A 23026-nucleotide genomic window follows, 5' to 3' on the forward strand; every position below is an offset into this window, starting at 1 on the left:
CTGATTCATGAGATTAAATTACCTAGTAGCGATCATTCTGAGCATTTTTTATGGCACATCCGAAAACGCGGCGGGCCAATCCGGTAGCGCAAAACCTAAGCCGCTGATCAAGGATATGTATACGGCTGATCCTTCCGCGCATGTTTTCAACGGCAAGATTTACATTTATCCATCGCATGATGTAGAATCAAATGTGCCTCAGGATGACGAGGGAGGGCATTTTAACATGCGTGACTACCATATTTTTTCAATGGACAATATCAATGGCCCTGCGAAAGACAATGGCGTTGCGCTGGATGTCAAAGACATTCCCTGGGCAGCGCGGCAGCTTTGGGCGCCTGATGCGGCTTTTAAAAATGGCACTTACTATCTCTATTTTCCCGTCAAGGATAAAAAGGACGTTTTTCGCATTGGCGTTGCGACCAGCAAATCACCAACCGGCCCTTTCAAACCCGAGGCCAACCCAATTCCGGGCAGTTATAGCATCGATCCTGCGGTTTTTACGGATAAAGATGGAAAAGCTTACATGTATTTTGGGGGCATCTGGGGCGGGCAATTGCAACGCTGGCACACCGGAAAATACAACGCAAGCCTGAAAACAGATTTGGGAAAAGGGCATGAAAACCAGCCTGCGCTCACCGCAAAAGTGGCCCGGATGAAGGACAATATGCTGGTGTTTGATGAATCGCCTAAAAACGTTGTCATTCTTGACGAAAAAGGTAAACCACTGCTTTCCAAAGATGCCGACCGCCGTTTCTTCGAAGGGGCGTGGATGCACAGGTTTGGGGACAAATACTATTTTTCCTACTCAACAGGCGATACGCATTTGCTTGCCTATGCGGTCAGCAGCTCACCTTACGGACCTTTTACTTACAAAGGCGTGATCATGAAGCCTGTTTCCGGCTGGACTACCCATCATTCCATCATTGAGTTTAAAGGGAAATGGTACATCTTTTACCACGATGTGGAGCTATCCGGCAAGACACATTTAAGAAACATTAAAGTAAGGGAACTTGCCCGCGAAAAAGACGGAAGTATCAAAACAATTACCCCCTGAACCTTCTGCAATGTCGTGAATGCGACCCGGAATATCGCGGGAAATAAAGGATCATATTTTATCAAAGTCAACATCATTATAACAGTTATGAATTTAGAAAGACGCGAGTTTTTGTCAACTTTAACCCTGGCCGGGGCTGCTACTTTATTTTCCGGCAATTCGCTTTTAGCTTCAACATTGCCTGCCAAGGATAAGCTGGGTGTCGCACTGGTCGGGCTGGGTTATTACAGTACTGATTTGCTTGCCCCGGCATTACAATTAACCGAAAAATGCTATTTGGCAGGTATTGTGACCGGCACACCGTCCAAAGCCGAGGCCTGGAAAGCGAAATACAATATTCCGGACAAGAACATTTATAACTACCAGAATTTTGACCAGATAGCCAATAACCCGGATATCGACATTGTGTATGTGGTGTTACCTCCTTCTATGCACCGGGAGTATGTGGTGCGCGCAGCAAAAGCGGGCAAGCATGTGTTCTGCGAAAAGCCCATGGCACCCTCCGTGGCCGACTGTGAGGCAATGATCAGCGCCTGTAAAAGCAATAAGGTAAAGCTGGCTATTGGTTACCGCTGCCAGCATGATCCGAACATCCAGGCGGTGATGAAAGTGGCCAAAGAGCAAAAATTTGGTAAAGTTAAAATGGTAAACAGCGCCGCAGGCTATTTTGATGCCCGCACAGACCATTGGAAGCAAAAGAAAGCGCTTGGAGGCGGAGTAATGGGCGATATGGGCGTGTATGCATTGCAGGGAGCACGGCTGGCGACGGGGGAGGAGCCGATCAGCGTGTTTGCGCAGGCGTCGACCACCCGTCCTGAGATTTACAAGGAAGTAGAGGAAACCATGATGTTTATGCTCGACTTCCCCAGTGGCGCACGTGCGGCATGCCAGACGAGCTTTGGGATCAATATGAATTATCTGCAGGTCAATTACGAAAAAGGTTGGGCAAAACTGGAACCACAGTCAGGCTACAACGGCAATAAAGGGAGCATGTCGGATGGTACCATCATTAATTTTCCAATTAAAAGCCAGCAGGCCAAGCAATTGGACGAAGATTGTATGGCCCTCATCAACAACACCGACCTGATCGCGCCAGGTGAGGAGGGACTGCGGGACATTCGCGTGGTAGAAGCGATTTACAAATCCGTGGCCTCGGGTAAGACAGTCAAAATCTAAACTGGCAAACCGATGGAAATGGATAAAGCGCAGATCGAATCGTCTTTGGCCGTATACATGGTCGGTAAGGCTGACCGGCAGACGCAGGAAATGATCGAGGGCTGGATAAGTCAGCAGCGAAACTTGCCTGCGTTTTACGATATGTTGCTTCGGTTTGAATCAGAACAACCTGTTTTTGAAAGTAATGCCGAACGGGCAATGGTGTTATGCAGGACCAGATTGGCTCTGCTGGACCGATCCAACTGATCTGAAACAGTTCATTGTCCTCGAATAATCGATTAAAAGACATGAAATAATTTTGTTTTATCTAAAATAGTTAATACTATTGCCTATGCTAATGTGTCTATTTGACACATTATCAGTATCTCAACAAATATGAAGCTTGGACTGGAAACTCCCGATTACCTGATCTTTTTAGTATACTTTGTCGTCGTGGCCAGTTATGGCTTTTGGGTTTATCACAACAAAGGCTCCAAAACCACGGATTCCAAGGATTTTTTCCTGGCAGAAGGTTCATTGACCTGGTGGGCCATTGGCTCATCGATTATCGCATCCAACATCTCGGCTGAGCAATTCATTGGCATGAGTGGGCAGGCCTTTCAATTGGGTCTGGCTATTTCGGTATATGAGTTAGTAGGTGGTTTGTCGCTGGTGGTTATTGCGGTGTATTTCCTTCCGATCTACATCCGCAACGGCATTTACACCATGCCCCAGTTTTTGGAATTGCGCTATGATAAGAGGCTGGCGACCATCATGGCCGTTTTCTGGCTCTTTTTGTACATTCTGGTCAATCTGACATCGATCATATACCTGGGCGCATTGAGCCTGGAAAAAATGACGGGTTTCAACTACATGGCCTGCGCGGTGTTCCTGACCATATTTGCGATCCTGATTACCCTGGGAGGGATGAAAGTGATCGGGTATACCGACGTTATCCAGGTCGTGTGCCTGGTGATTGGAGGACTGGCCACGACCTACCTTGCTCTACAACTGTTGTCCGACAGAGTGGGCACGGGGGCGGGCGTTTTCGAAGGACTGTCGCTGATCAAACAAAAGGCGGACAGTCACATGCATTTGATGTTCAGTCCCGGTCAATACCAGGTACACGACGGCCGGGGCGGATTCATAGACGCTTATCAGCAACTTCCGGGGTTGATGATGTTTGTCATAGGAGGGCAATGGATTGTCAATTTCAACTATTTCGGTTGTAACCAGTACATGACCCAGCGCGCGCTCGGGGCCGATCTGGCAACCGCCCGAAATGGGGTACTTTTCGCGGCTTTTCTCAAAATACTGATGCCGTTCATTGTGGTCCTGCCGGGACTTGCGGCTTATGTACTTTTTCAGGAGAATGCCGACCAGGCTATCGTCAATGGGATCACCGACGGGGGTATCGTAAAACCAGACAATGCGTACCCGGTACTGCTCAACATTTTGCCGGTGGGCTTAAAAGGCCTGGCATTTGCTGCACTCACTGCCGCCATTGTGGCCTCGCTGGCGGGGAAAGCCAATTCGATATCCACCATTTACATGCTCGATATTCACAAGAAATTCTTTAACAAAAACCTGGATGAGAAGCGGACGGTACTGCTGGGGCGTGTAGCTATCGTAGTCTCGTTTGTGATTGCGCTGGCGATCAGCCCGTTTTTGAGAAACTTCGGGCAAGGCTTTGAATATATTCAGGAATATACCGGCTTTATTTCACCGGGTATCCTTTCGATCTTTTTGCTCGGATTTTTCTGGAAAAAGGCGGCTACACAAGGCGCACTGGCGGCCGCGATTTTGAGCATTCCGCTGTCGGCGCTCATTAAATTCCAGTTGCCCGGTATCCCATTTCTGAACCGGATGGGTATTGTTTTCTGGCTTTGCACCGTGGCGCATGTTTTGATCAGTCTGGCTGTTTCGCGTGGCAAAGACAATCAAAAAGCACTTCTGGTACAAGCAGAGTGGTTCAAGACTAACAGGGTTTTCCGGGTAGGAGCAGCTGCACTTTGCGGCTTGCTGGCACTCATTTACGTCATTTTCTGGTAAGCAAATGGTCAACCATCGATTTTTAACCGACTTGATAATACATAGGATGCGAATAATTTTCTGCCTTCTGCTGCTGACAGCAACGACCATTAGCTTTGGTCAAGCAAAGCAGCCTTTGAAATTGTGGTACAATCAACCTTCCGGTAAAATCTGGGAAAATGCCTTGCCGATCGGTAATGGCAGGCTGGGAGGGATGGTATACGGCAATGTGACCGATGAGCGGATTCAGCTCAATGAAGGTACGCTGTGGTCGGGCGGCCCAAACCGCAATGACAACCCCGACGCGCTGGCCACATTGCCGGAGATACGTCGACTGATCTTTGAAGGAAAACAAAAAGAAGCCGAAAAGCTGGCCAACAAAGCCATTATTACAAAAAAATCCCACGGCCAAATGTTCCAGCCCGCAGGTGAATTGCATCTGGCATTCCAGGGACATGATCAATTTGAAAATTATTACCGTGAGCTGGACATTGAGCGGGCGGTGGTAAAGACGAGCTATAAAGTTAACGGAGTAACCTTCACCAGGGAAGTGCTGGCATCTTTTCCGGACCAGGTGATGGTGGTGCACCTGACCGCCGACAAGCCGGGGCAATTGTCCTTTACAGCCTCCTATTCCACATTACATAAGCAGCCGGAGATCGGGACCACACCGGCCAGGGAGCTCATCCTTGCCGGCACAGGTTCTGACCATGAAGGAGTTAAGGGAGTGATAAAGTTTAAAGTGATCACCCGGATTAAAACCCAGGGCGGCAATGTCTCCGCAAATGATACCTCGCTGGTTGTACAGGAAGCCAATTCGGCCATCGTATTTGTTTCCATTGCAACCAGTTTCAAAAACTACCACGATGTGGGCGGCGATCCAAATGCGCTGGCAGCTTCTTATTTGAATAAAGCGTATCCGAAGTCTTACGATTCGATCCTGAAAACTCACATCGCGGCTTATCAGAAATATTTCAACCGGGTTAAGTTTGATCTGGGAACCACTGAGGCTGCTAATCTGCCGACCGACGAACGGTTAAAGAATTTCCGGAACGTAAATGATCCGGGGTTGGTCACATTGTATTATCAGTATGGTCGTTACCTGCTGATTTCGAGCTCGCAACCGGGCAGTCAGCCTGCTAATCTTCAAGGGGTTTGGAACAACAAAATGAACCCGCCCTGGGATAGCAAGTACACCATCAATATCAATGCGCAGATGAACTACTGGCCGGCCGAAAAAACCAATCTTTCGGAACTGCACGAACCCTTTCTGAGAATGGTGCAGGAGCTTTCCCAGACCGGGCGGCAAACTGCAAAGGATATGTACGGCGCAAGAGGCTGGATGGCCCACCACAATACTGATATCTGGCGCGCAACGGGCGCAATCGACGGCGCATTCTGGGGCATGTGGATTGCGGGTGGCGCCTGGACGAGCCAGCACCTTTGGGAACATTACCTTTACACGGGCGACAAGGCTTTTTTATCAAAAATATATCCGGTACTTAAAGGTGCGGCCACTTTCTACGTCGATTTTCTGGTAGAACATCCCAAATACCATTGGCTGGTGGCAAATCCCGGCAGCTCTCCCGAAAATGCCCCGGCTGCGCACGAAGGCTCTTCGCTCGACGCGGGTACAACAATGGATAACCAGATCGCATTCGACATTTTCAGCACTACTATCCGTGCGGCTCAAATTCTGAAAAAAGACGGTGCATTCATTGATACCCTCAAACAAAGACGCAGTCAGCTGCCTCCGATGCATGTGGGCCAATACGGACAATTGCAGGAATGGCTCGATGATGTCGACGATCCAAATGATCACCACCGCCACGTTTCGCATTTGTACGGGTTGTTCCCGGCAGTGCAAATATCGCCCTACCGCACGCCGGAGCTCTTCGCTGCTGCGCGAACGACTTTAATGCAGCGCGGTGACGTCTCCACAGGTTGGAGCATGGGCTGGAAGGTAAACTGGTGGGCCAGGCTCCAAGACGGAAATCACGCATTTATATTGATCCAAAACCAGCTTTCCCCGCTGGGAACCAATAAGGAAGGCGGCGGAACCTATAACAACCTCTTCGATGCGCACCCACCCTTTCAGATCGACGGAAATTTTGGCTGTACTTCCGGAATTACAGAAATGCTGATGCAAAGTGCAGACGGAGCGGTGCATTTGCTGCCTGCTTTACCCGACGTTTGGAAAGACGGCAGCATCGGCGGAATCCTTGCATTAGGCGGCTTTGAAATCGTGGATATGCAATGGAATGCCGGCAAGCTGAGCAAGGTGGTCGTTAAGTCCCGGCTGGGTGGAAATCTTCGTTTGCGGGTGCCGAATGCATTAAAGCCATCCGGAAATGCAAGCTTGAAAACGGCTGTTGGAGAAAATTCGAACGCGTTTTACGTGACACAGCAGACGGCGGCCGCCATCATTTCTCCCAAAGCGACAAAAACTTTCCAAGCTTTGAAAGAGACATTTCTTTATGATTTGCCTACGAAAGCAGGCAGCGTGTACACGTTTTTAGCTCAATAACTTTTACCAGCTGATCAAGATTTTAAAAAATGAACAAGCATTTTAAACAATCCTTTTTTACTGCATTTTGGCTGCTCATCAGCTATGCGGCATCTGCGCAGACGACCACTTTGGTCAACCCGATCCTGACAGGGTTTTATCCCGATCCGAGTGTGGTGCAGGTGGGGAAGGACTATTATCTGGTCAATTCTACCTTTTCCTATTTTCCCGGTATCCCGGTATTCCACAGCAAGGATTTGAAAAACTGGAAGCAGATCGGAAACGTCATTAGCCGCCCGTCGCAGATGGATTTTATGGGCGAAAAGTTGACACGCGGCCTTTTTGCGCCTGCTATCAGTTATCACAATGGTACTTTCTACGTCACCTGTACCGACATTGATCATGACGGCAACTTTGTGGTCACAGCCAAAAATCCGGCCGGGCCGTGGAGCAATCCCGTCCGAGTGCCGCAGGTTCGCGGCATTGACCCGTCGCTCTTTTTTGATGAGGACAACAAAGCCTATATCATCTATAACAGCGATGCCCCGGATCGCAAACCTTTGTATTCCGGCCACCGGACAATCCGCATCTATGAAATCGATCCCGTGACGCTGAAAGTGATCGGGGAAGAAAAACAATTGGTCAATGGCGGGGTAGACCTTAGTAAAAAGCCGGTCTGGATCGAGGCGCCGCATATTATGAAGCGGTTTGGCTGGTACTATCTCTATGCTGCCGAAGGAGGCACTTCCGTTAATCACACGGAAGTGGTGTTTCGCAGCAAATCCGTTTGGGGCCCTTATGTTGCCTATGAAAACAATCCCATTTTGACCCAAAGAGGATTGCCCGAAAACCGGAAAGATCCTGTCACCTCAGCCGGTCACGCACAGTTTGTGGACGGCCCGGATGGTAAAACTTATGCTATTTTTCTGGCGGTAAGACCTTATGAAGGAGATTACTACAACACAGGCCGGGAAACCTTCATCGCACCGGTGACCTGGAAAGACCAGTGGCCCATTATCAACCCGGACACCAAAGAAATTCAGTATCGCTATACGGCGGCATTTAGTGAAGTGAAGCAACAAGGGGCGCTTCCGCAGGCTGGAAACTTTGGGTATACGCTCACTTTTGAAAAGTCGCTGGACCCGGCATTGCTCTTCATGCGAACCATTGACAGTAGCTCGTTTTCGCTTTCGAAGAAAAGCGGACTCACCCTTAAATTGAAACCGGAAACCATTATGGAATTGGGTAACCCCTCCTTTATTGGTAAACGCCAGCAGCATTTGTATTGCACAACCGAAACCGAGCTTGAATTTTCGGCTAAATCGGAAAAAGAAAAGGCAGGTCTGGCCATTTTCCAGGACGAGCATCATTTTTATCTGATCAGCAAATCAATCGATCAGGGCAAACCGGTAATCCAGCTTTACAAAAGCAATCCAAAAGATCAGCAAATGCAATTACTCACTCAAATGCCACTCGCAGGCGCAGCCTCACCGGTGAAGCTGCGTATTGCAGCCGAAGGCGGGACTTATAGTTTTTATTTTTCCAAAGGCGCATCCTGGCAGTTGCTCCAAGACAAGCTGGATGCTAAATTCCTGAGTACCAAAGAAGCAGGCGGTTTTATAGGCTGTCTATTCGGGATGTATGCGACTTCTTCGGGAGAAAAAACGGATAACTCCGCCTCTTTTAAATATCTGAAATACAGCGGCAATGATCCGATGTTTGGAAAAATTTCGAAATAAAATCCAGTTGTCGGCATGGTATCTCTCGTGCATTCAATAACCAATTTTTTAAATATGAAAAAGTCAGTATCCGCATTCTGTTTGGTCTTTTTTGCCGTTTTAGTCGGCAGCGCCACGTGTGCGCAATCCAATTTTTCCAGTAAAGTAATCGGCGTGGGGGTCGTGGTCTCGGATATGGAGCGTTCGCTGGATTTTTATGTCAACGGGATTGGCATGGTCAAAACCGGAAATTTTACGATCAATGAAGATTTTGGAAAACGCTCGGGGCTGACCAATGGCGTGGCCGTTACTGTCAATATTCTCAAACTCGAAAATAGCCCGGAAGCTACCGATTGGAAGCTGATGAGTTTCGGCAAAAAAACGGCGCACGGCCGCCCAAAATACATTCAGGACGATACAGGAATGCAGTACATTACCATTAATGTAAAGGCGCTTAAACCCATCATTGAAAGGCTGAAACAGCAGAAAGTCGAATTTCTGGGCAGCACGCCGACGGCGTTGAACCAAAATCAGCACTTCGTATTGGTACAGGATCCCGACGGCAACTTCATAGAGTTGATTGGTCCGATGGAATAACCTCACATTGATAGCTGACCTGACATGAACCTGCATTTGCTCCAACCCGGCTTGCTGGCTTTAATGCTCTTTTTGACGCCGCTCGTCTCGAAGGGACAAACCGCGCGCAATCCGATCATTTTTGCGGACGTGCCCGACGCGGCTATGATCCGGGTGGGTGATACCTATTATATGAGCAGTACCACCATGCACATGAGCCCTGGCGTGCCGATCATGAAGTCGAAAGATCTGGTCAATTGGGAGCTGGTCAGCTACGCTTATGATACGCTGGCCAATGTGGATGAGCTCAATCTGATAAACGGGAAAAGTACTTATGGCCGGGGTTCGTGGGCCAGTAGCCTGCGCTATCACAAAGGCACTTATTATGTGACGAGCTTCGCACAGACGACAGGGAAAACATACATTTTTACTACCAAAAACATCGAGAATGGCCCGTGGAAAACCATGTCTTTCAAGCCTTCCTATCACGACCATTCGTTGTTTTTCGACGACGACGGCCGTGTATATCTGATTTACGGAGCAGGCAAAATCAGGCTGGTAGAGCTCAATGAGCAAGTTTCGGGCGTGAAGCCAGGCACTACCGAGCAGGTGATCATTGAAAATGCCAGTGCACCTTCCGGTTCGGGCCCTGGCCTTCCCGCAGAAGGCTCTCAACTTTTTAAGGTCAATGGTAAATACTACCTTTTTAACATTACCTGGCCGCGCGGAGGCATGCGGACTGTCATCATTCACCGGGCGGATAACATCACCGGCCCATATGAAGGGCGTGTCGGGCTGGCGGATATGGGCGTGGCGCAGGGCGGGCTCATCGATACGCCCGACGGTAAGTGGTTTTCGTACCTGTTTCGCGATTATGGAGCAGTGGGGCGGATTCCTTACCTGGTTTCTGTGAGCTGGCAGGATGGCTGGCCAGTTCTGGGGATCAATGGAAAAGTACCGGAAACCTTGGACTTGCCCGCCAGCAAAGGTTTGATTCCTGGCATTGTCACCTCCGATGATTTCACCCGCAAAAAAGGCGCGGCTGCATTGCCACTGGTCTGGCAGTGGAACCACAATCCTGACAATGCGCTATGGTCTGTGACGGAACGTGAAGGTTACCTCCGGCTTAAAACCGGGCGGCTAGACACATCCTTTGTAACGGCCCGGAATACGCTTACCCAGCGCACTTTCGGGCCGGAATCTTCCGGCTCTTTGGCAATCGATGTTTCCAACATGAAAGCGGGCGATTTTGCAGGAATTGGGCTTTTGCAGAAAAAGTACGGTCTGGTAGGTGTGAAAGCAGGCAGGGAAAGCGCAAGCATTGTCATGGTCAGCGCCGAATCGGGAGCGGCCGTGGAAGTGCAAACCCTGCCATTGGGAGGTAATAAGGCGTTCTTCAAAGTGCATTGCGATTTTATCAATAAAAAAGATACGGCCCATTTTTATTATAGCCTGAATGGTACGTCCTGGATGCCAATCGGCTCACCGCTAAAAATGGCCTACACGCTGCCGCATTTCATGGGCTACCGTTTCGCGCTATTCAATTATGCCACCCAGACCATCGGAGGCTACGCAGATTTTGATTATTTCCATGTTGAGGACCATTAAAATTAAAAGCCCATGCACAAACCTTTTCTCCTCGCGCTGATTTGCCTGTCCCTTTGCTCTGCGCAGGCACAGAAAACCGGGCTTATACCCGTGCTGATCGTAGATGGGTTTAGTAATCACGACTGGAAACAGACCTCTGCGGTAACGAAGTGGATACTCGAAGAAAGCGGACGCTTTGAAGTGGACATCAGTACCATTCCGGCTGATTCGATACAGCGTGAATCCTGGAATCCAACATTTGGCAACTATGCTGTTGTTATCCAGAACACCAATAACATCCAGAATACCAGGCTTCGGTGGCCGACCCAGGCGGAGCGAAATTTGGAATCGTATGTGAAAGCAGGGGGCGGCCTGTACATTCTCCATTCGGCCAACAATGCATTCCCACATTGGAAAGAATACGATAAAATGATCGGTTTGGGCTGGCGTAAAAGTTCAGAGGGTTATACGCTCGAAATTGGCCCTTCCAACCAGATAACCAGGATCCCGCCGGGCGAGGGACAGGGTACCGGTCATGGAAACAGGTTCAATGCTCTTATTCAAATCCTGAACCCTCATCCGATCAACAAGGATTACCCCAGCCAGTGGCAGACCGCGAACACAGAGGTATACTATTTTCCTCGCGGACCAGCCGAAAACCTGACGGTGCTCTCGGTTGCCTATGACAGTACCAGCACAAAGAAAACCTGGCCGGTGGAATGGGTTGTTGCCTATGGAGCAGGGAAGGTTTACAATTCCAGCATGGGGCATTTATGGAAAGGAGAGTTTTATCCACCCGCCTATCGTTGTGTCGGTTATCAGACCACAGTAATTAGGGCTACTGAATGGCTGGCTACCGGTAAAGTAAGCTGCCCAGTACCGGCGAATTTTCCGACGGCAAAAACGCAAAGTCTCAGGGCGGAGCATACTTTTAAGGCCCCGTAACGACTTACAGTTATTTTAGAATCAACCGAAAACCTTTAAAAATCTAAATCAATGAAAAGATTCAGTTTACTATTAATGAGCATGCTGATGCTAACCACCCTAGCTTCTGCTCAGACAATGCAAATGGAAATGCCCACCGGTTTCGACACAGCCCGTCCAGGCGTTGCGGCCGGAAAACTGGATAGCATTCAATATGCGTCCAAAACCGTTGGTACGAGCCGCAAAGCCCTGGTTTATACGCCTCCTGGGTTTAACAAAAAAACTAAATACCCCGTACTGTATTTACTGCATGGCATTGGCGGGGATGAAAAGGAATGGCTCAAAGGCGGAAACCCGCAGCTTATCCTGGACAATTTGTTTGCGGAAAAGAAAATCGAGCCGATGATTGTGGTCATGCCCAATGGCAGGGCTATGAAAGATGACCGGGCGACCGGCAATATCATGGCTCCTGATAAGGTGGAAGCATTCGCGACTTTTGAAAAAGACCTGCTCACGGACCTGATCCCATTCATTGAAAAGAAATACCCGGTACTCGCCGACCGCGAACATCGCGCGATCGCAGGCCTTTCAATGGGGGGCGGGCAGTCGCTGAACTTTGGGCTGGGTAACCTGGATAAGTTTGCCTGGGTAGGAGGATTTTCATCTGCTCCCAATACCAAAAAGCCCCAGGAGCTGATGCCGAATCCGGAGGAAGCAAAAAAGAAGCTAAAATTGCTCTGGATCTCCTGCGGTGATAACGACAGGCTGATCTCGTTCAGCAAACGTACGCACGATTATCTGTTTGAGCATCAGGTGCCGCACGTGTATTACATCGAGCCGGGTGTGCATGATTTCAAAGTTTGGAAGAATGGGCTTTATATGTTTTCCCAATTTTTGTTCAAACCCGTTGACGTAGCCTCTTTACCTAAATATACCATTCTGGGAACACCTGCGTCGACCAACATCCGCTCAGCGAAATACCCGCAGATTTTGCCTGATAATCGTGTTGTATTCAAAGTAAAAGCACCACAGGCCCAGAAAGTACAGTTTGATCTTGGTAAAAAATACGACGCGGTGAAAGATACCGCCGGTGTATGGTCGGTGACGACGGATTCCATTGGGGAAGGTTTTCACTATTACTCGTTACTGATCGACGGCGTAGCGCTGGTGGATCCGGCCAGCGAGACATTTTACGGCATGGGACGCATGGCGAGCGGCATTGAAATTCCTTTCCGCGGCGGTGGCTACTATGCCATGCGCGAGGTGCCACATGGAGAAATCAGGGTCAAAAGTTATTTGTCCAAAGCCAGTAACACCTGGCGCGAAATGTATGTGTATACGCCTCCGGGCTACGACCAATCAACGGAAAAGTACCCCGTGCTGTATCTTTTACATGGCGGCGGCGAGGACCAGCGGGGCTGGGCCACCCAGGGGAAAACGAACCTGATCCTGGATAATCTGATCGCGGAAGGGAAGGCCAAGCCTATGCTGGTAGTGATGATGGACGGAAACCTGGGAAGTCCGATGGGCCCTGGCAGTATGGCAACAGCCGGTGATGGCTTTTTGAAAGCCTTCGAAAATGAATTGAAGCTGGGAGCGATGCCCTTCGTTGAAAGCAACTTCCGGGTGCAGGCCGATGCAGCGCACCGGGCACTGGCGGGGCTTTCTATGGGTGGGATACAGACATTGTATGCCGGTGTGAAAAACACGGACCTGTTTTCCTCGCTAGGCGTATTCAGTTCGGGCTGGTTTGGCAATAATGCAGCGCTTTCCGGCCCGCATTATGAATTTGCCAAAGCCAATGCAACGACTATCAATAGTAATCTGAAAAACTTCTGGATATCGATGGGCGGTGAGGAAGACATTGCTTACAAAAACTGCAAGATCATGCTTTCCAAGTATGATGAGCTGGGCATTAAATACAAATACAGCCAATACCCGGGTGGACATACCTGGCCGGTGTGGCGACACGACTTGTTCTCGTTCTCGCAGCTGCTGTTTAAATAGTATTGTTTCTCAAATCATTATCAAACGCAGAATTAATGAAAAATTCAACCATGGGGATAATAAGCGGCTTTGGATTGTGTTCAATGCTGCTGTCTTCCAATAATCTTTTGGCACAAAAAACTTTAAAGGACGCATACAAAGACTTCTTTCCGGTAGGAGTGGCGGTTTCGGCAAGAGGCCTGACAGGCCCTGATGCGGATCTGATCACGAGCCAATTCAACAGCATTACGCCGGAGAATGCGATGAAAATGGGGCCGATCCACCCAGAGCCCAACCGATATGCCTGGGAAGGTCCAGATGCGATTGTCGCATTCGCCCAACAGAATGGCATGAAGCTGCGTGGGCATACGCTATGCTGGCATAATCAGACGCCCAGGTGGTTTTTTACCGATTCATCCGGTAAGCAAGTAAGTAGAGAAGTGCTGCTGGCACGATTGAAACAACACATTAACGATGTGGTAGGCCGTTACAAGGGCAAAATATACGCCTGGGATGTGGTCAATGAGGCTGTGCCTGACACAGGTACCAGCATTTACCGCCGCTCAAAATTCTATGAGATCATCGGAGAGGACTACATCGAGAAAGCATTTGAATATGCCCATGCCGCCGATCCATCAGCCAAATTATTTTACAACGATTATAATACAGAAAGCGCTTCCAAAAGAGAGAAGATCTTTCAACTTTTGAAAAAACTAAAAGAAAAGAAAGTACCCATTGACGGGGTAGGTCTGCAAGGACATTGGTCAATATATGAACCCACTGCCGCCGAGATTGAAAAATCCATTACCCAGTTTGAAAGCCTGGGCTTGGCGGTACAGATCACCGAACTGGATGTTTCTGTTCATCCCAAAGAGCACGAGCGGCGCGCGCACCGCCCGACAGACAATGGTACTTTGACGGCCGAAATGGTTACCAGGCAGACTGCGCAATACAAGATGCTGTTTGATACTTTCCGCAAGCACAAGGGCACGATCACCGGTGTTACATTCTGGAATGTGTCAGATAAATCGACTTGGCTGGATAATTTCCCGGTGCCCAATAGGAAGGACTATCCGCTTTTGTTTGACCAGAATTTGCAACCCAAACAGGCATTCCATGAAGTGGTGGATTTCTGACGCTCGATGTTTCCGGGCCGCTACTCTTCGGTAGAAGCGTGATATATCTGCTTCCTGTACATACCGGGCGTGCGGCCGGTTACTTTTTTGAATGTCCGTGTAAAATGCGACAAGCTTTCAAATCCTGTCAGCGAAGCAATTTCAGAAATAGAGGCGCGGCTGGTCGCCATCACATGGACGGCCCGCTCTATGCGTGTTTCGGAAATGAACGACAGGGGACGTGTACCGGTATGTTTTTCGAACAGGCGGGAGAAATACTCCGAGTTCAGATTCACCCTTTCCGCCAGTAATTTTACATTCAGGGGTAAATGCAGATTGACGTACACAAACCGCATCGTTTCAAGAATTTTGGCAGGAATGATCTTTTCTTGCCGGGTCTGGAATATTTCCGGAACAGTAAAGCGGGACAATAGCTGAAAAAGTATGCCCTGGGTTTCGAGGAAGTCCGAAATTTTCTGATAATTATTAAGCTCCTGATATGCTTTATAGTAGATATTTTTCTCATACACCTGCGGATTATCAGAACGATTGATTCCCCGGCCGGGATTGATGTCGATCAGCCGACGAAAGTTTACCCGATCGATATCGCTGGCTTTTACCCTGTGGATCAGACGAACATTGGAAAACAAAGACGTACCGTCGGCAGATTCCTCAAAAAACTGCACAAAGTACTGGCTCAAATAGCTTTCACAAACCAGATTGCAAAGTGTGTAAGAAGGTATAATGTAGAGGTAGCCTGCTTCGAGATTCAAAGTTTTGGACGTGTCAGAGATTTTCCCCTCACCAGCATCAATGTAGTAGATGCGATGGTATGGGCTAATGACGTTTTTGTAATTCCATCTCGCATCCAGTTTAACATAGTCGGTGTTGAGCAGCGACAAAGTATGTTTCAGAAACCGTTTATTCATTATTCATGAGAAAATGTAGCTAAAAATAGTAAAAATCTGTTTTAGGCAAAAAAAAGTCTGTTTTGATCCAATTTTTGAAAATACAGCAGATTAGTTTTGGACATGCATTTTACTTGTTCAAACCGAGGACGGTCGTACCTGATCATGCTGATCGTACTGCTCATTTTCAGGCCTTTTCACGTGTCAGCGCAGACTAACAAGGGAGATTTCCGGGTGAAACAAGGCTCGCTAGCGCTTGCGGCTGGTTTTAAAAACTTTGATATGGATCGTTTTGGGGTGGTTTCTGAACATTTGAGAAAGCTCGCCCAAAAAGTGCCTGTCCCCAATGACGTCGTTCTGGAATTCAATGGAAAAAAGATCAACACGGTCAGGGACCTGATGGAGGCGCGTATGTCGGTAATCGGAACAAAAGCCGATGTGGTGGTTTTCCGAAACCTGCAGGAAATGAAGACAATAATCGAATTGGATGGAAAAAGATAACAGTTTGACAGATGGAGCAAAGAAATGAGGCCCGTTTCAGGCGTTTTTGTAAAACAATGGAGCTTCGTGATGATCCGACGTTGATAGAGTCCTACAAAAAGGTACATCAGAAAGGGGCTGCCTGGAATGAGATTACGCAGGGAATGAAAGAGGTAGGGATCCTGGATATGGAAATATACCTATTGGGAACCCAATTATTCATGATCATGGACACCGTAGAGGGTTTTGACCATGATCATGCCATGGCTGAGCTCTCTAAAAAACCACGGCAAAGTGAATGGGAGCGATATGTGGCCCAATTTCAAGCGACGGGCACGGAAGCAACCGCTGATCAGAAATGGCACTTGATGGAACAGATTTACAAAATGGAATAAAAGCAAAGCAAAGAAATGAAACAGCGTTTTTTTAAAAGTATGACCGGATTTGGACACAAGGCCGCCAAGACAAGTTTATTGATCACCATGCTTGCGGTGCATTGCGCGGGTAGTTGCCTTGGGCAGTCCATCGCTCCCAAACCGTTCGGGCCAATACCCACCAAAAATCAATTGAAATGGCAACAAATGGAGTACTATGCATTCATTCACCTGTCGACCAACACGTTCACTGATCAGGAATGGGGTTACGGGGAAGATGACCCGAAAATTTTCAATCCTGAAAAGCTGGATTGCCGTCAATGGGCGCGCGTTTGTAAAGCGGCTGGCATGAAGGGGATTATCCTGACGGCCAAACATCATTCCGGCTTCTGTCTATGGCCGTCGAAATACACCGAGTACTCGGTTAAGAATTCGCCGTGGAAAGACGGAAAAGGAGACATCGTGCGCGAATTGGCAGACGCGTGCAGGGAATATGGCTTGAAAATGGGCGTATACCTCTCGCCGTGGGACCGCAACTACGCCGACTACGGCAAGCCTGAATACATCACCTATTTCCGCAACCAGCTCACAGAATTACTCACCAACTATGGAGACGTTTTTGAGATCTGGTTTGATGGTGCCAACGGAGGTTCGGGCTATTACGGAGGGGCGAAAGAAACGCGCAAGATTGATGCCAAAACCTACTATGACTGGTCTAATACCTACAAGCTGATCCGTAAATTGCAGCCCAATATCGTCATCTGGAATGATGGAGGCGATAGGGCTGATCTTCGCTGGGTAGGGACGGAAGGTGGTTATGTGGGAGAGAAGAACTGGAGTTTACTGAATGCGACGGGTGACGTGAGCTGGGACATGTTGCATCATGGTTTGGAAAACGGTAATGCATGGGTACCAGGCGAGGTCAATACATCTATCCGTCCGGGATGGTTTTACCACGAATCTGAGGATAGCCGGGTGAAGACGCTGCCGCAGCTACTGAAAACTTATTATAGTTCATTTGGCCGGAACGGAACGCTGCTACTGAATTTTCCGGTCGACAAAAGGGGGCTAATTCACGAGATGGATGAAAAGGCGGTAGTGGAACTGGCTGATGCGGTCAAAAAGGCTTTTGCTGTAAACCTGGCGACAGGTAAGAAAGCGAGTGCGTCCAACACGCGTGTCAATGCCAAAGAATTTGGGGCAGACAAAGCCCTGGATGGAAAAAAAGATACTTATTGGGCTACCGATGAAAAGGTAACATCGGCCTCGCTGACCATTGATTTTGATAAACCTACGACATTTAACCGCTTCCTGGTGCAGGAATACATCGCCCTTGGACAGCGCGTAAAAGCTTTTACCCTCGAAGCAAAAGTGGCAGGTCAATGGAAGGTACTGGCCAATCAGACCACCATTGGCTATAGGCGGATACTGGTCCTGCCCACCACCCAGGCGACAGAGCTGCGCTTTACGATCACCGATGCCAAAAGCTGCCCGCTGATTTCCAATATCGGCGTTTACAATGCGCCCCAGGTACTTACCGCGCCGGTTGTGACCAGGAATATGGCGGGTGATGTTGTAATTAAGCCAGCCGATAGCGAATCCGATATCTTTTATACCCTTGACGGTAGCCTGCCCACCAAACAGTCGTTACATTACACCGGCCCGGTCCAAACCAAGGGAAAAGTACATTTGCAGGCTATTGCTTTTGACCCGCAATCGCAGCAAAGCAGTCCGGTGACGGATGAAAAATTCGATATCTCCCACAAGACCTGGAAAGTAGTTAATGTGGGCGACGAAAAAGTGGCGGCCGTCATCGACGGAGATCCGGGTACTGCCTGGTACCAGCCGCGGGATCGAAAGATGCCCCTGGACCTGGTAATTGATCTGGGTGAAGAACAAACATTGACCGGTTTTAAGTATCTTCCGGGGCAGGAAAGTACGGCGGGGATTATTTCGCATTTCCGGTTCTTTGTTTCAAATGATGGCAAGCAATGGCAGACGGCCTCAGAAGGGGAATTTTCTAACATTAAAAACAATCCATTATGGCAGACAAAAAGTTTTCAGCCGCACAAGGCCCGCTATATCAAGTTGCAGGCCACGCAGAATACGCAGGAAGATGATGGGGCTGGCTATGGCGAGCTGGATGTGATTACGCATTAACGAAAACCGAAATGGTGAAACGACTGAGCTTACCCATGTCTGTAAGGTCGATCATACTGATTTTACTGATGTATACCCCTTTCGTGTCACTGGGGCAAGAGCACCGGTTCGTTCATATCAACGCACGCGATGGTCTGTCGCACGGGCATGTTACGGCTATTTACCGGGACCAGACTGGCTTTCTCTGGATCGGTACGGAATCGGGCCTTAATCGTTTCGACGGTTACACCAATAAGGTTTTTCGTAACGATGCGTCTGACTCTTCATCTCTTTTTTACGATTATATTTCCGGTTTGTTTAAAATGCCAGAAGGCAATATGGGCGTTCTTACCGCTGCAGGTCCCTGCTTGTATGACCCGGCAAGGGAGGCTTTTTCAGGCCCTTCACAGGGTTTTAAGGCATATCCGATCAAAAATCCAAACGATCTCAAAACTGTTGTTTCCGATAAGGAGGGTAATTTTTGGTTTATTATTAACGATGGAGGGCTGATTTGCTATAATGAGAAAAGCAAAAAATCCATTATCGTCAAACATTCTGACCGCGATGGGACTTCCATTGTCAGTAATAAGGTTACCTCGATCGTACAGGAGAAAGTTGGTAGCTACTGGATAGCGCATTCCAATGGGATGGTCGAAAATATGGTTCTTGAGGAACACGGTGTGAAGGTGACCAAAAGGCTCAATTTTTTCAACGATCGCAGGCTCACAAAAAACGACTATTTGCAGTGTCGGCTGACGGCCGACAGTGACGGAGATATATGGGTGTATCCCACCAATTATGAAATGGGCGTCGCTTATTTGAACAGACGGCAAGGTAAGATAGTCCATCTGGGAAAAACGTTTGGAGCTCCGCGCCTCAGTTCTGACATGATCACAGGTGTTGTCGATGATGCGGAGGGCAATATCTGGATTTCCAACGGCCAAAGCGGTATTGACGTAATGGACAAAAAAAGGATGGCAGTGACCAACATGTCCCATTCTGCGGAGAATGATCATACGCTGAGCCATAATGCAGTGACCACCGTGCTCAAAGATAGCGACGGGATCATTTGGGCGGGGACCTTCAAAGGTGGCTTGAATTATTTTCATAAGAACATTATGCGGTTTCCGCTCATAAACCGGTATTCGAAGCCTTACGGGCTGCCGTTTGATGATATCAATGCCTTTGTCGAGGACAAAAAAGGCAATCTCTGGCTGGGAACCAACGGCGGCGGACTGATACACTTCAACCGGGCTAACGGAAAATTCACAACTTACCGGCACGATCCGAAGAATTCGCAGAGCCTGGCCAGCGATGTGATCGTCACTCTGTGCCTCGACCATCAAAATCAATTATGGATTGGTACTTTTTTAGGAGGATTGAATAGTTTTGACGGGCAAAAATTTACCCGTTACCAGCATGATCCCGCAGAGCCCAAAAGCCTTTCGGGAAGAAGCGTGTGGCAGATATTTGAAGATTCGCAGCGCAGACTTTGGATCGGCACCCTCGACGGTGGCCTTTGTCTGTTTGATCGAAATACAAAAACCTTCGCGAAGTACAATCACCCGGCGCAACGTGCGCTTTACTCGGCCTATGTCCCTACTATCTTCGAGGATTCCCACGGGGATATATGGTTTGGAACGTCCATTGGAATAGATGTACTGATGAAAACGTCAGGAGAAATCGTCCATTATGAAACGGAAAAGAACAATCCCAAATCCCTTGGCAGCAATGACGTTTTGGGTATTCTGGAAGATTCAAAAGGGCGCATCTGGATCGGGACCCGCGTGGGGCTGAGCGTATGGCAAAGGAAATCGAATACATTTATCAACTATACCGAAAAGCAGGGCCTTCCCCACAATGCGATCCTATCGATGGTGGAAGACGCAGATGGCAAGCTCTGGCTGGGCACGCCGAACGGGTTGTCATCGGCAACCATTTCATCGGATAAAGCAAGCTTGAAGGTGAGTTTTACTAATTATTCTGAAATTGATGGGTTGCAAGGCAAGCAATTCAACGAGGACGCTGCGCTCAGAATGCGCAGCGGTGAGCTGATTTTTGGCGGGGTCAATGGGTTTAATATATTCAGGCCGCGCGACCTGGATAAGAACCGTATAGTCCCGCGGCTGGTGCTTACTGATTTTCAGTTGTTTAATCGCAGCATTCTTCCCAAGTATTTAGCGGGGGCCAGGTTTACACTTGATTCCTCGATCACTACAAACCCACCCATTCTGCTGCATGCAAGCGACAACGTTTTTTCCATTGAATTTGCGGCGCTGAGCTTTATCCAACCTGCAAAGAATCAATTCAAATACAAACTGGAAGGGTTCAATGAAGATTGGCTGGGTACGGATGCAAGCAACCGCAAAGTTAGCTTCACTAACCTCGACGCAGGCGACTATGTTTTTCGGGTGATTGCATCGAATAATGATGGACTTTGGAATAAAGAGGGAATAGCATTGAATATTAAGGTGCTGCCTCCTTTCTGGAAATCGCTGACCGCATATATTTTGTATGTAGTAGCCATCGTGTTGCTTCTGCTGGCCATTCGCCGGTTGATACAGGAAAGAGAGAGGATGAAGTTTGCTATCAGGCAGACGAGCGAAGAGGCAAAACGTTCGCGGGAGCTGGATATTTTAAAGACGAAGTTTTTCACCAATGTGAGCCACGAGCTGCGCACGCCGCTTTCCCTTATCCTGGCACCCGTTGAAAAGCTGAGCGAAAGAGCAACTGATGTTCATGAACGCAGGCAGTTTGAACTGATCCAAAGAAATGGCCGCCGATTATTGAACCTGGTCAATCAGCTGCTTGACTTCCGGAAGCTAGAAGAGAAAGAACTCCGGTATCAGCCTTCGGACGGTGATATAATCCTGTTCATCAAAGATACCGTTTACTCGTTCTCCGATCTTTCTGATAAAAAGGAGATTCGGCTTACTTTTAATTCCAATGTGCTGGCCCTGGAAACGATCTTTGATCACGATAAGCTTGAAAAGATCTTGTTTAACCTGCTGTCAAACGCCATTAAATTTACGCTGGGACCTGGAGAGGTGTCCGTAACGGTGGACGTTCAGCAGACCAGGGAAGACAGGATGGTCGAGATCAGGGTCAAAGACACGGGTATTGGCATTCCCCCGGAGAAACACGATTTGATTTTCGAGCGATTTTTTCAGAATGACCTGCCCAATACGATCATCAACCAGGGAAGCGGTATCGGGCTTGCCATTACGAAGGAATTTATTCGGATTCACGGCGGGTCCATACGTGTCGAAAGTGAAGTGGGCCAGGGAAGCTGTTTTATAGTGATGCTTTCTTTGAAAATGCCGGGCAGCACGGTGCACGAAGTGGTTAACGAGCCTGTTCAGCCTGTTTTGTCCGATGTCAGGATTCAAACCGAACATGCTTCCACAGGCAAGCCGCTCATTTTGATCGTGGAAGATAATGAAGATTTCCGTTTTTATCTCAAAGACAATCTGAAACATTCGTATTCGGTGATTGATGCCTCGACAGGCGAGGAGGGTTGGGCCAAGGCTATAGTACAAAAACCCCGCCTGATCGTGACCGACATTATGATGCCGGGATTGAATGGCCTTGACTTTTGCAAAATGGTGAAGTCAGACGAGCGAGTGGCCCATACACCTGTTATTTTACTCACCGCACGATCAGAAGATGAACAGCGCCTGGAAGGCTTTGAAGCAGGGGCCGATGAATACATTGGCAAACCATTCAATTTTCAAGTGCTGGAATCAAGAATTAAAAACCTTATCACGTCTCGTGAAGAACTTCATTCCCTCTTCGCGCCGAAGAATGGGATTAAAGCAAGTGAAATTCAGATCACTTCATTGGATCAGCTGTTTCTTAAGGAAATGGTTCAGGTAATTGAGAAGCACATCTCGAATGCCGAATTCAGTGTTACTGATCTGGCCCGTGAAATGGGTGTGAGCCGTTCGCAATTTTTCAAAAGGGTCCAGACACTTACAGGCAAGTCTCCACTGGAAGTAATACGGTTAATCAGACTGCAGCATGCTGCGCAACTCCTGGAAAAAAGCCAGCTTTCCGTTTCTGAAATTGCCTACCAGGTCGGCTTTAACAATCCTAAATATTTTACACGCTACTTCAAGGAAGAGTATCACACCCTACCTTCCGCCTATGCAGGTGGCAAGCGGGCGGCAGAGTAAACCGGCAACGTACCCGATCGGGACAATTTTCACCATCATTTGGGATGTTTTATCCCGTTTACAAAGAATCCGTTTCCCTACTTTTGGGCCATTCATTCTTTGATGTCCCATGAAAAGAAAACTAACAATACTTCTTTGTCTGGAAGTGTTTTCCTATGTATTGCTTTCTGCATTGATCAGTTGGGTGGCTGCTTTACTGTGCAATTTATTCTGAGGCGAGGTGCTTGCCTCCGCGGTCCTTTTCATAACAGTTTTGGCCCTGGCCGTACATTATCTCTTCCTTAACGAAGATTGC

General features: G+C 48.4%; 16 protein-coding genes. 15 read left to right on the plus strand and 1 reads right to left on the minus strand.

From position 1 onward, the window contains the following. Nucleotides 1–7: 7 nt before the first annotated feature. The 11 genes from ON006_RS05925 (at nt 8) to ON006_RS05975 (ending at nt 14676) form a co-directional block, all read left to right on the plus strand. Nucleotides 8–1057, plus strand: coding sequence for a glycoside hydrolase family 43 protein (locus ON006_RS05925; protein ID WP_244819401.1), 1050 nt, complete (start codon nt 8–10; stop codon nt 1055–1057). Nucleotides 1058–1144: 87 nt separating this feature from the next. Continuing rightward, a complete protein-coding gene (locus tag ON006_RS05930; RefSeq protein WP_244819400.1) occupies nt 1145–2233 on the plus strand; it encodes a Gfo/Idh/MocA family protein in 1089 nt (362 codons plus the stop codon). A gap of 12 nt (nt 2234–2245) precedes the next feature. Beyond that, the gene (locus ON006_RS05935) at nt 2246–2479 is read left to right on the plus strand and encodes a hypothetical protein (RefSeq protein WP_244819399.1); all 234 of its coding nucleotides are present in this window, start codon (nt 2246–2248) and stop codon (nt 2477–2479) included. A 129-nt stretch (nt 2480–2608) separates the two neighbouring features. Then, the gene (locus ON006_RS05940; protein WP_244819398.1) at nt 2609–4264 is read left to right on the plus strand and encodes a sodium/sugar symporter; all 1656 of its coding nucleotides are present in this window, start codon (nt 2609–2611) and stop codon (nt 4262–4264) included. A gap of 46 nt (nt 4265–4310) precedes the next feature. Further along, nucleotides 4311–6770 (plus strand): glycoside hydrolase family 95 protein, encoded by a 2460-nt coding sequence (locus tag ON006_RS05945; RefSeq protein WP_244819397.1) that lies wholly within the window; start codon nt 4311–4313, stop codon nt 6768–6770. 29 nt (nt 6771–6799) lie between these two features. After that, a complete protein-coding gene (locus ON006_RS05950; RefSeq protein ID WP_244819396.1) occupies nt 6800–8488 on the plus strand; it encodes a glycoside hydrolase family 43 protein in 1689 nt (562 codons plus the stop codon). A gap of 54 nt (nt 8489–8542) precedes the next feature. Continuing rightward, nucleotides 8543–9064, plus strand: coding sequence for a VOC family protein (locus ON006_RS05955; RefSeq protein WP_244819395.1), 522 nt, complete (start codon nt 8543–8545; stop codon nt 9062–9064). Between the two features lie 63 nt (nt 9065–9127). After that, on the plus strand, nt 9128–10651 hold the full coding sequence (locus ON006_RS05960) for a glycoside hydrolase family 43 protein (RefSeq protein ID WP_244819662.1): 1524 nt from the start codon (nt 9128–9130) through the stop codon (nt 10649–10651). A gap of 12 nt (nt 10652–10663) precedes the next feature. Next, nucleotides 10664–11575 (plus strand): ThuA domain-containing protein, encoded by a 912-nt coding sequence (locus ON006_RS05965; RefSeq protein WP_244819394.1) that lies wholly within the window; start codon nt 10664–10666, stop codon nt 11573–11575. A gap of 51 nt (nt 11576–11626) precedes the next feature. Beyond that, complete coding sequence (locus tag ON006_RS05970; RefSeq protein ID WP_244819393.1) at nt 11627–13561, plus strand: alpha/beta hydrolase-fold protein; 1935 nt, start codon at nt 11627–11629, stop codon at nt 13559–13561. A 50-nt stretch (nt 13562–13611) separates the two neighbouring features. Then, nucleotides 13612–14676 (plus strand): endo-1,4-beta-xylanase, encoded by a 1065-nt coding sequence (locus ON006_RS05975; RefSeq protein WP_374760203.1) that lies wholly within the window; start codon nt 13612–13614, stop codon nt 14674–14676. Between the two features lie 20 nt (nt 14677–14696). On the opposite strand, the gene ON006_RS05980 is transcribed toward ON006_RS05975, so the two are convergent. Continuing rightward, nucleotides 14697–15584, minus strand: a complete 888-nt coding sequence (locus ON006_RS05980; RefSeq protein WP_244819392.1) for a helix-turn-helix domain-containing protein — start codon at nt 15582–15584, stop codon at nt 14697–14699. A 102-nt stretch (nt 15585–15686) separates the two neighbouring features. Here ON006_RS05980 and ON006_RS05985 point away from each other — a divergent pair, with 102 nt between their 5' ends. Genes ON006_RS05985 through ON006_RS06000 form a run of 4 tightly spaced genes read left to right on the plus strand, consistent with a single transcriptional unit; the run spans nt 15687 to nt 22731 of the window. After that, entirely contained in the window at nt 15687–16064 is a 378-nt protein-coding gene (locus ON006_RS05985; protein WP_244819391.1) for a hypothetical protein, read from the plus strand. A gap of 11 nt (nt 16065–16075) precedes the next feature. Then, nucleotides 16076–16438, plus strand: a complete 363-nt coding sequence (locus tag ON006_RS05990) for an L-rhamnose mutarotase (protein ID WP_244819390.1) — start codon at nt 16076–16078, stop codon at nt 16436–16438. Nucleotides 16439–16453: 15 nt separating this feature from the next. Further along, the gene (locus ON006_RS05995; protein WP_310590182.1) at nt 16454–18577 is read left to right on the plus strand and encodes an alpha-L-fucosidase; all 2124 of its coding nucleotides are present in this window, start codon (nt 16454–16456) and stop codon (nt 18575–18577) included. An 11-nt stretch (nt 18578–18588) separates the two neighbouring features. Beyond that, on the plus strand, nt 18589–22731 hold the full coding sequence (locus ON006_RS06000) for a hybrid sensor histidine kinase/response regulator transcription factor (protein ID WP_244819389.1): 4143 nt from the start codon (nt 18589–18591) through the stop codon (nt 22729–22731). The last annotated feature ends 295 nt before the right edge of the window (nt 22732–23026 follow it).

It is taken from the genome of Dyadobacter pollutisoli, assembly GCF_026625565.1.
GTDB lineage: Bacteria > Bacteroidota > Bacteroidia > Cytophagales > Spirosomataceae > Dyadobacter > Dyadobacter pollutisoli.

What these genes read in the sequence shown, in the direction of transcription:
- ON006_RS05975 (WP_374760203.1), top strand. Translation starts at nt 13,612, where the DNA reads ATGGGGATAATAAGCGGCTTTGGATTGTGTTCAATGCTGCTGTCTTCC.
- ON006_RS05925 (WP_244819401.1), top strand. Translation starts at nt 8, where the DNA reads ATGAGATTAAATTACCTAGTAGCGATCATTCTGAGCATTTTTTATGGC.
- ON006_RS05945 (WP_244819397.1), top strand. Translation starts at nt 4,311, where the DNA reads ATGCGAATAATTTTCTGCCTTCTGCTGCTGACAGCAACGACCATTAGC.
- ON006_RS06000 (WP_244819389.1), top strand. Translation starts at nt 18,589, where the DNA reads ATGGTGAAACGACTGAGCTTACCCATGTCTGTAAGGTCGATCATACTG.
- ON006_RS05960 (WP_244819662.1), top strand. Translation starts at nt 9,128, where the DNA reads ATGCTCTTTTTGACGCCGCTCGTCTCGAAGGGACAAACCGCGCGCAAT.
- ON006_RS05930 (WP_244819400.1), top strand. Translation starts at nt 1,145, where the DNA reads ATGAATTTAGAAAGACGCGAGTTTTTGTCAACTTTAACCCTGGCCGGG.
- ON006_RS05990 (WP_244819390.1), top strand. Translation starts at nt 16,076, where the DNA reads ATGGAGCAAAGAAATGAGGCCCGTTTCAGGCGTTTTTGTAAAACAATG.
- ON006_RS05950 (WP_244819396.1), top strand. Translation starts at nt 6,800, where the DNA reads ATGAACAAGCATTTTAAACAATCCTTTTTTACTGCATTTTGGCTGCTC.
- ON006_RS05965 (WP_244819394.1), top strand. Translation starts at nt 10,664, where the DNA reads ATGCACAAACCTTTTCTCCTCGCGCTGATTTGCCTGTCCCTTTGCTCT.
- ON006_RS05995 (WP_310590182.1), top strand. Translation starts at nt 16,454, where the DNA reads ATGAAACAGCGTTTTTTTAAAAGTATGACCGGATTTGGACACAAGGCC.
- ON006_RS05935 (WP_244819399.1), top strand. Translation starts at nt 2,246, where the DNA reads ATGGAAATGGATAAAGCGCAGATCGAATCGTCTTTGGCCGTATACATG.
- ON006_RS05955 (WP_244819395.1), top strand. Translation starts at nt 8,543, where the DNA reads ATGAAAAAGTCAGTATCCGCATTCTGTTTGGTCTTTTTTGCCGTTTTA.
- ON006_RS05970 (WP_244819393.1), top strand. Translation starts at nt 11,627, where the DNA reads ATGAAAAGATTCAGTTTACTATTAATGAGCATGCTGATGCTAACCACC.
- ON006_RS05980 (WP_244819392.1), bottom strand. Translation starts at nt 15,584, where the DNA reads ATGAATAAACGGTTTCTGAAACATACTTTGTCGCTGCTCAACACCGAC.
- ON006_RS05985 (WP_244819391.1), top strand. Translation starts at nt 15,687, where the DNA reads ATGCATTTTACTTGTTCAAACCGAGGACGGTCGTACCTGATCATGCTG.
- ON006_RS05940 (WP_244819398.1), top strand. Translation starts at nt 2,609, where the DNA reads ATGAAGCTTGGACTGGAAACTCCCGATTACCTGATCTTTTTAGTATAC.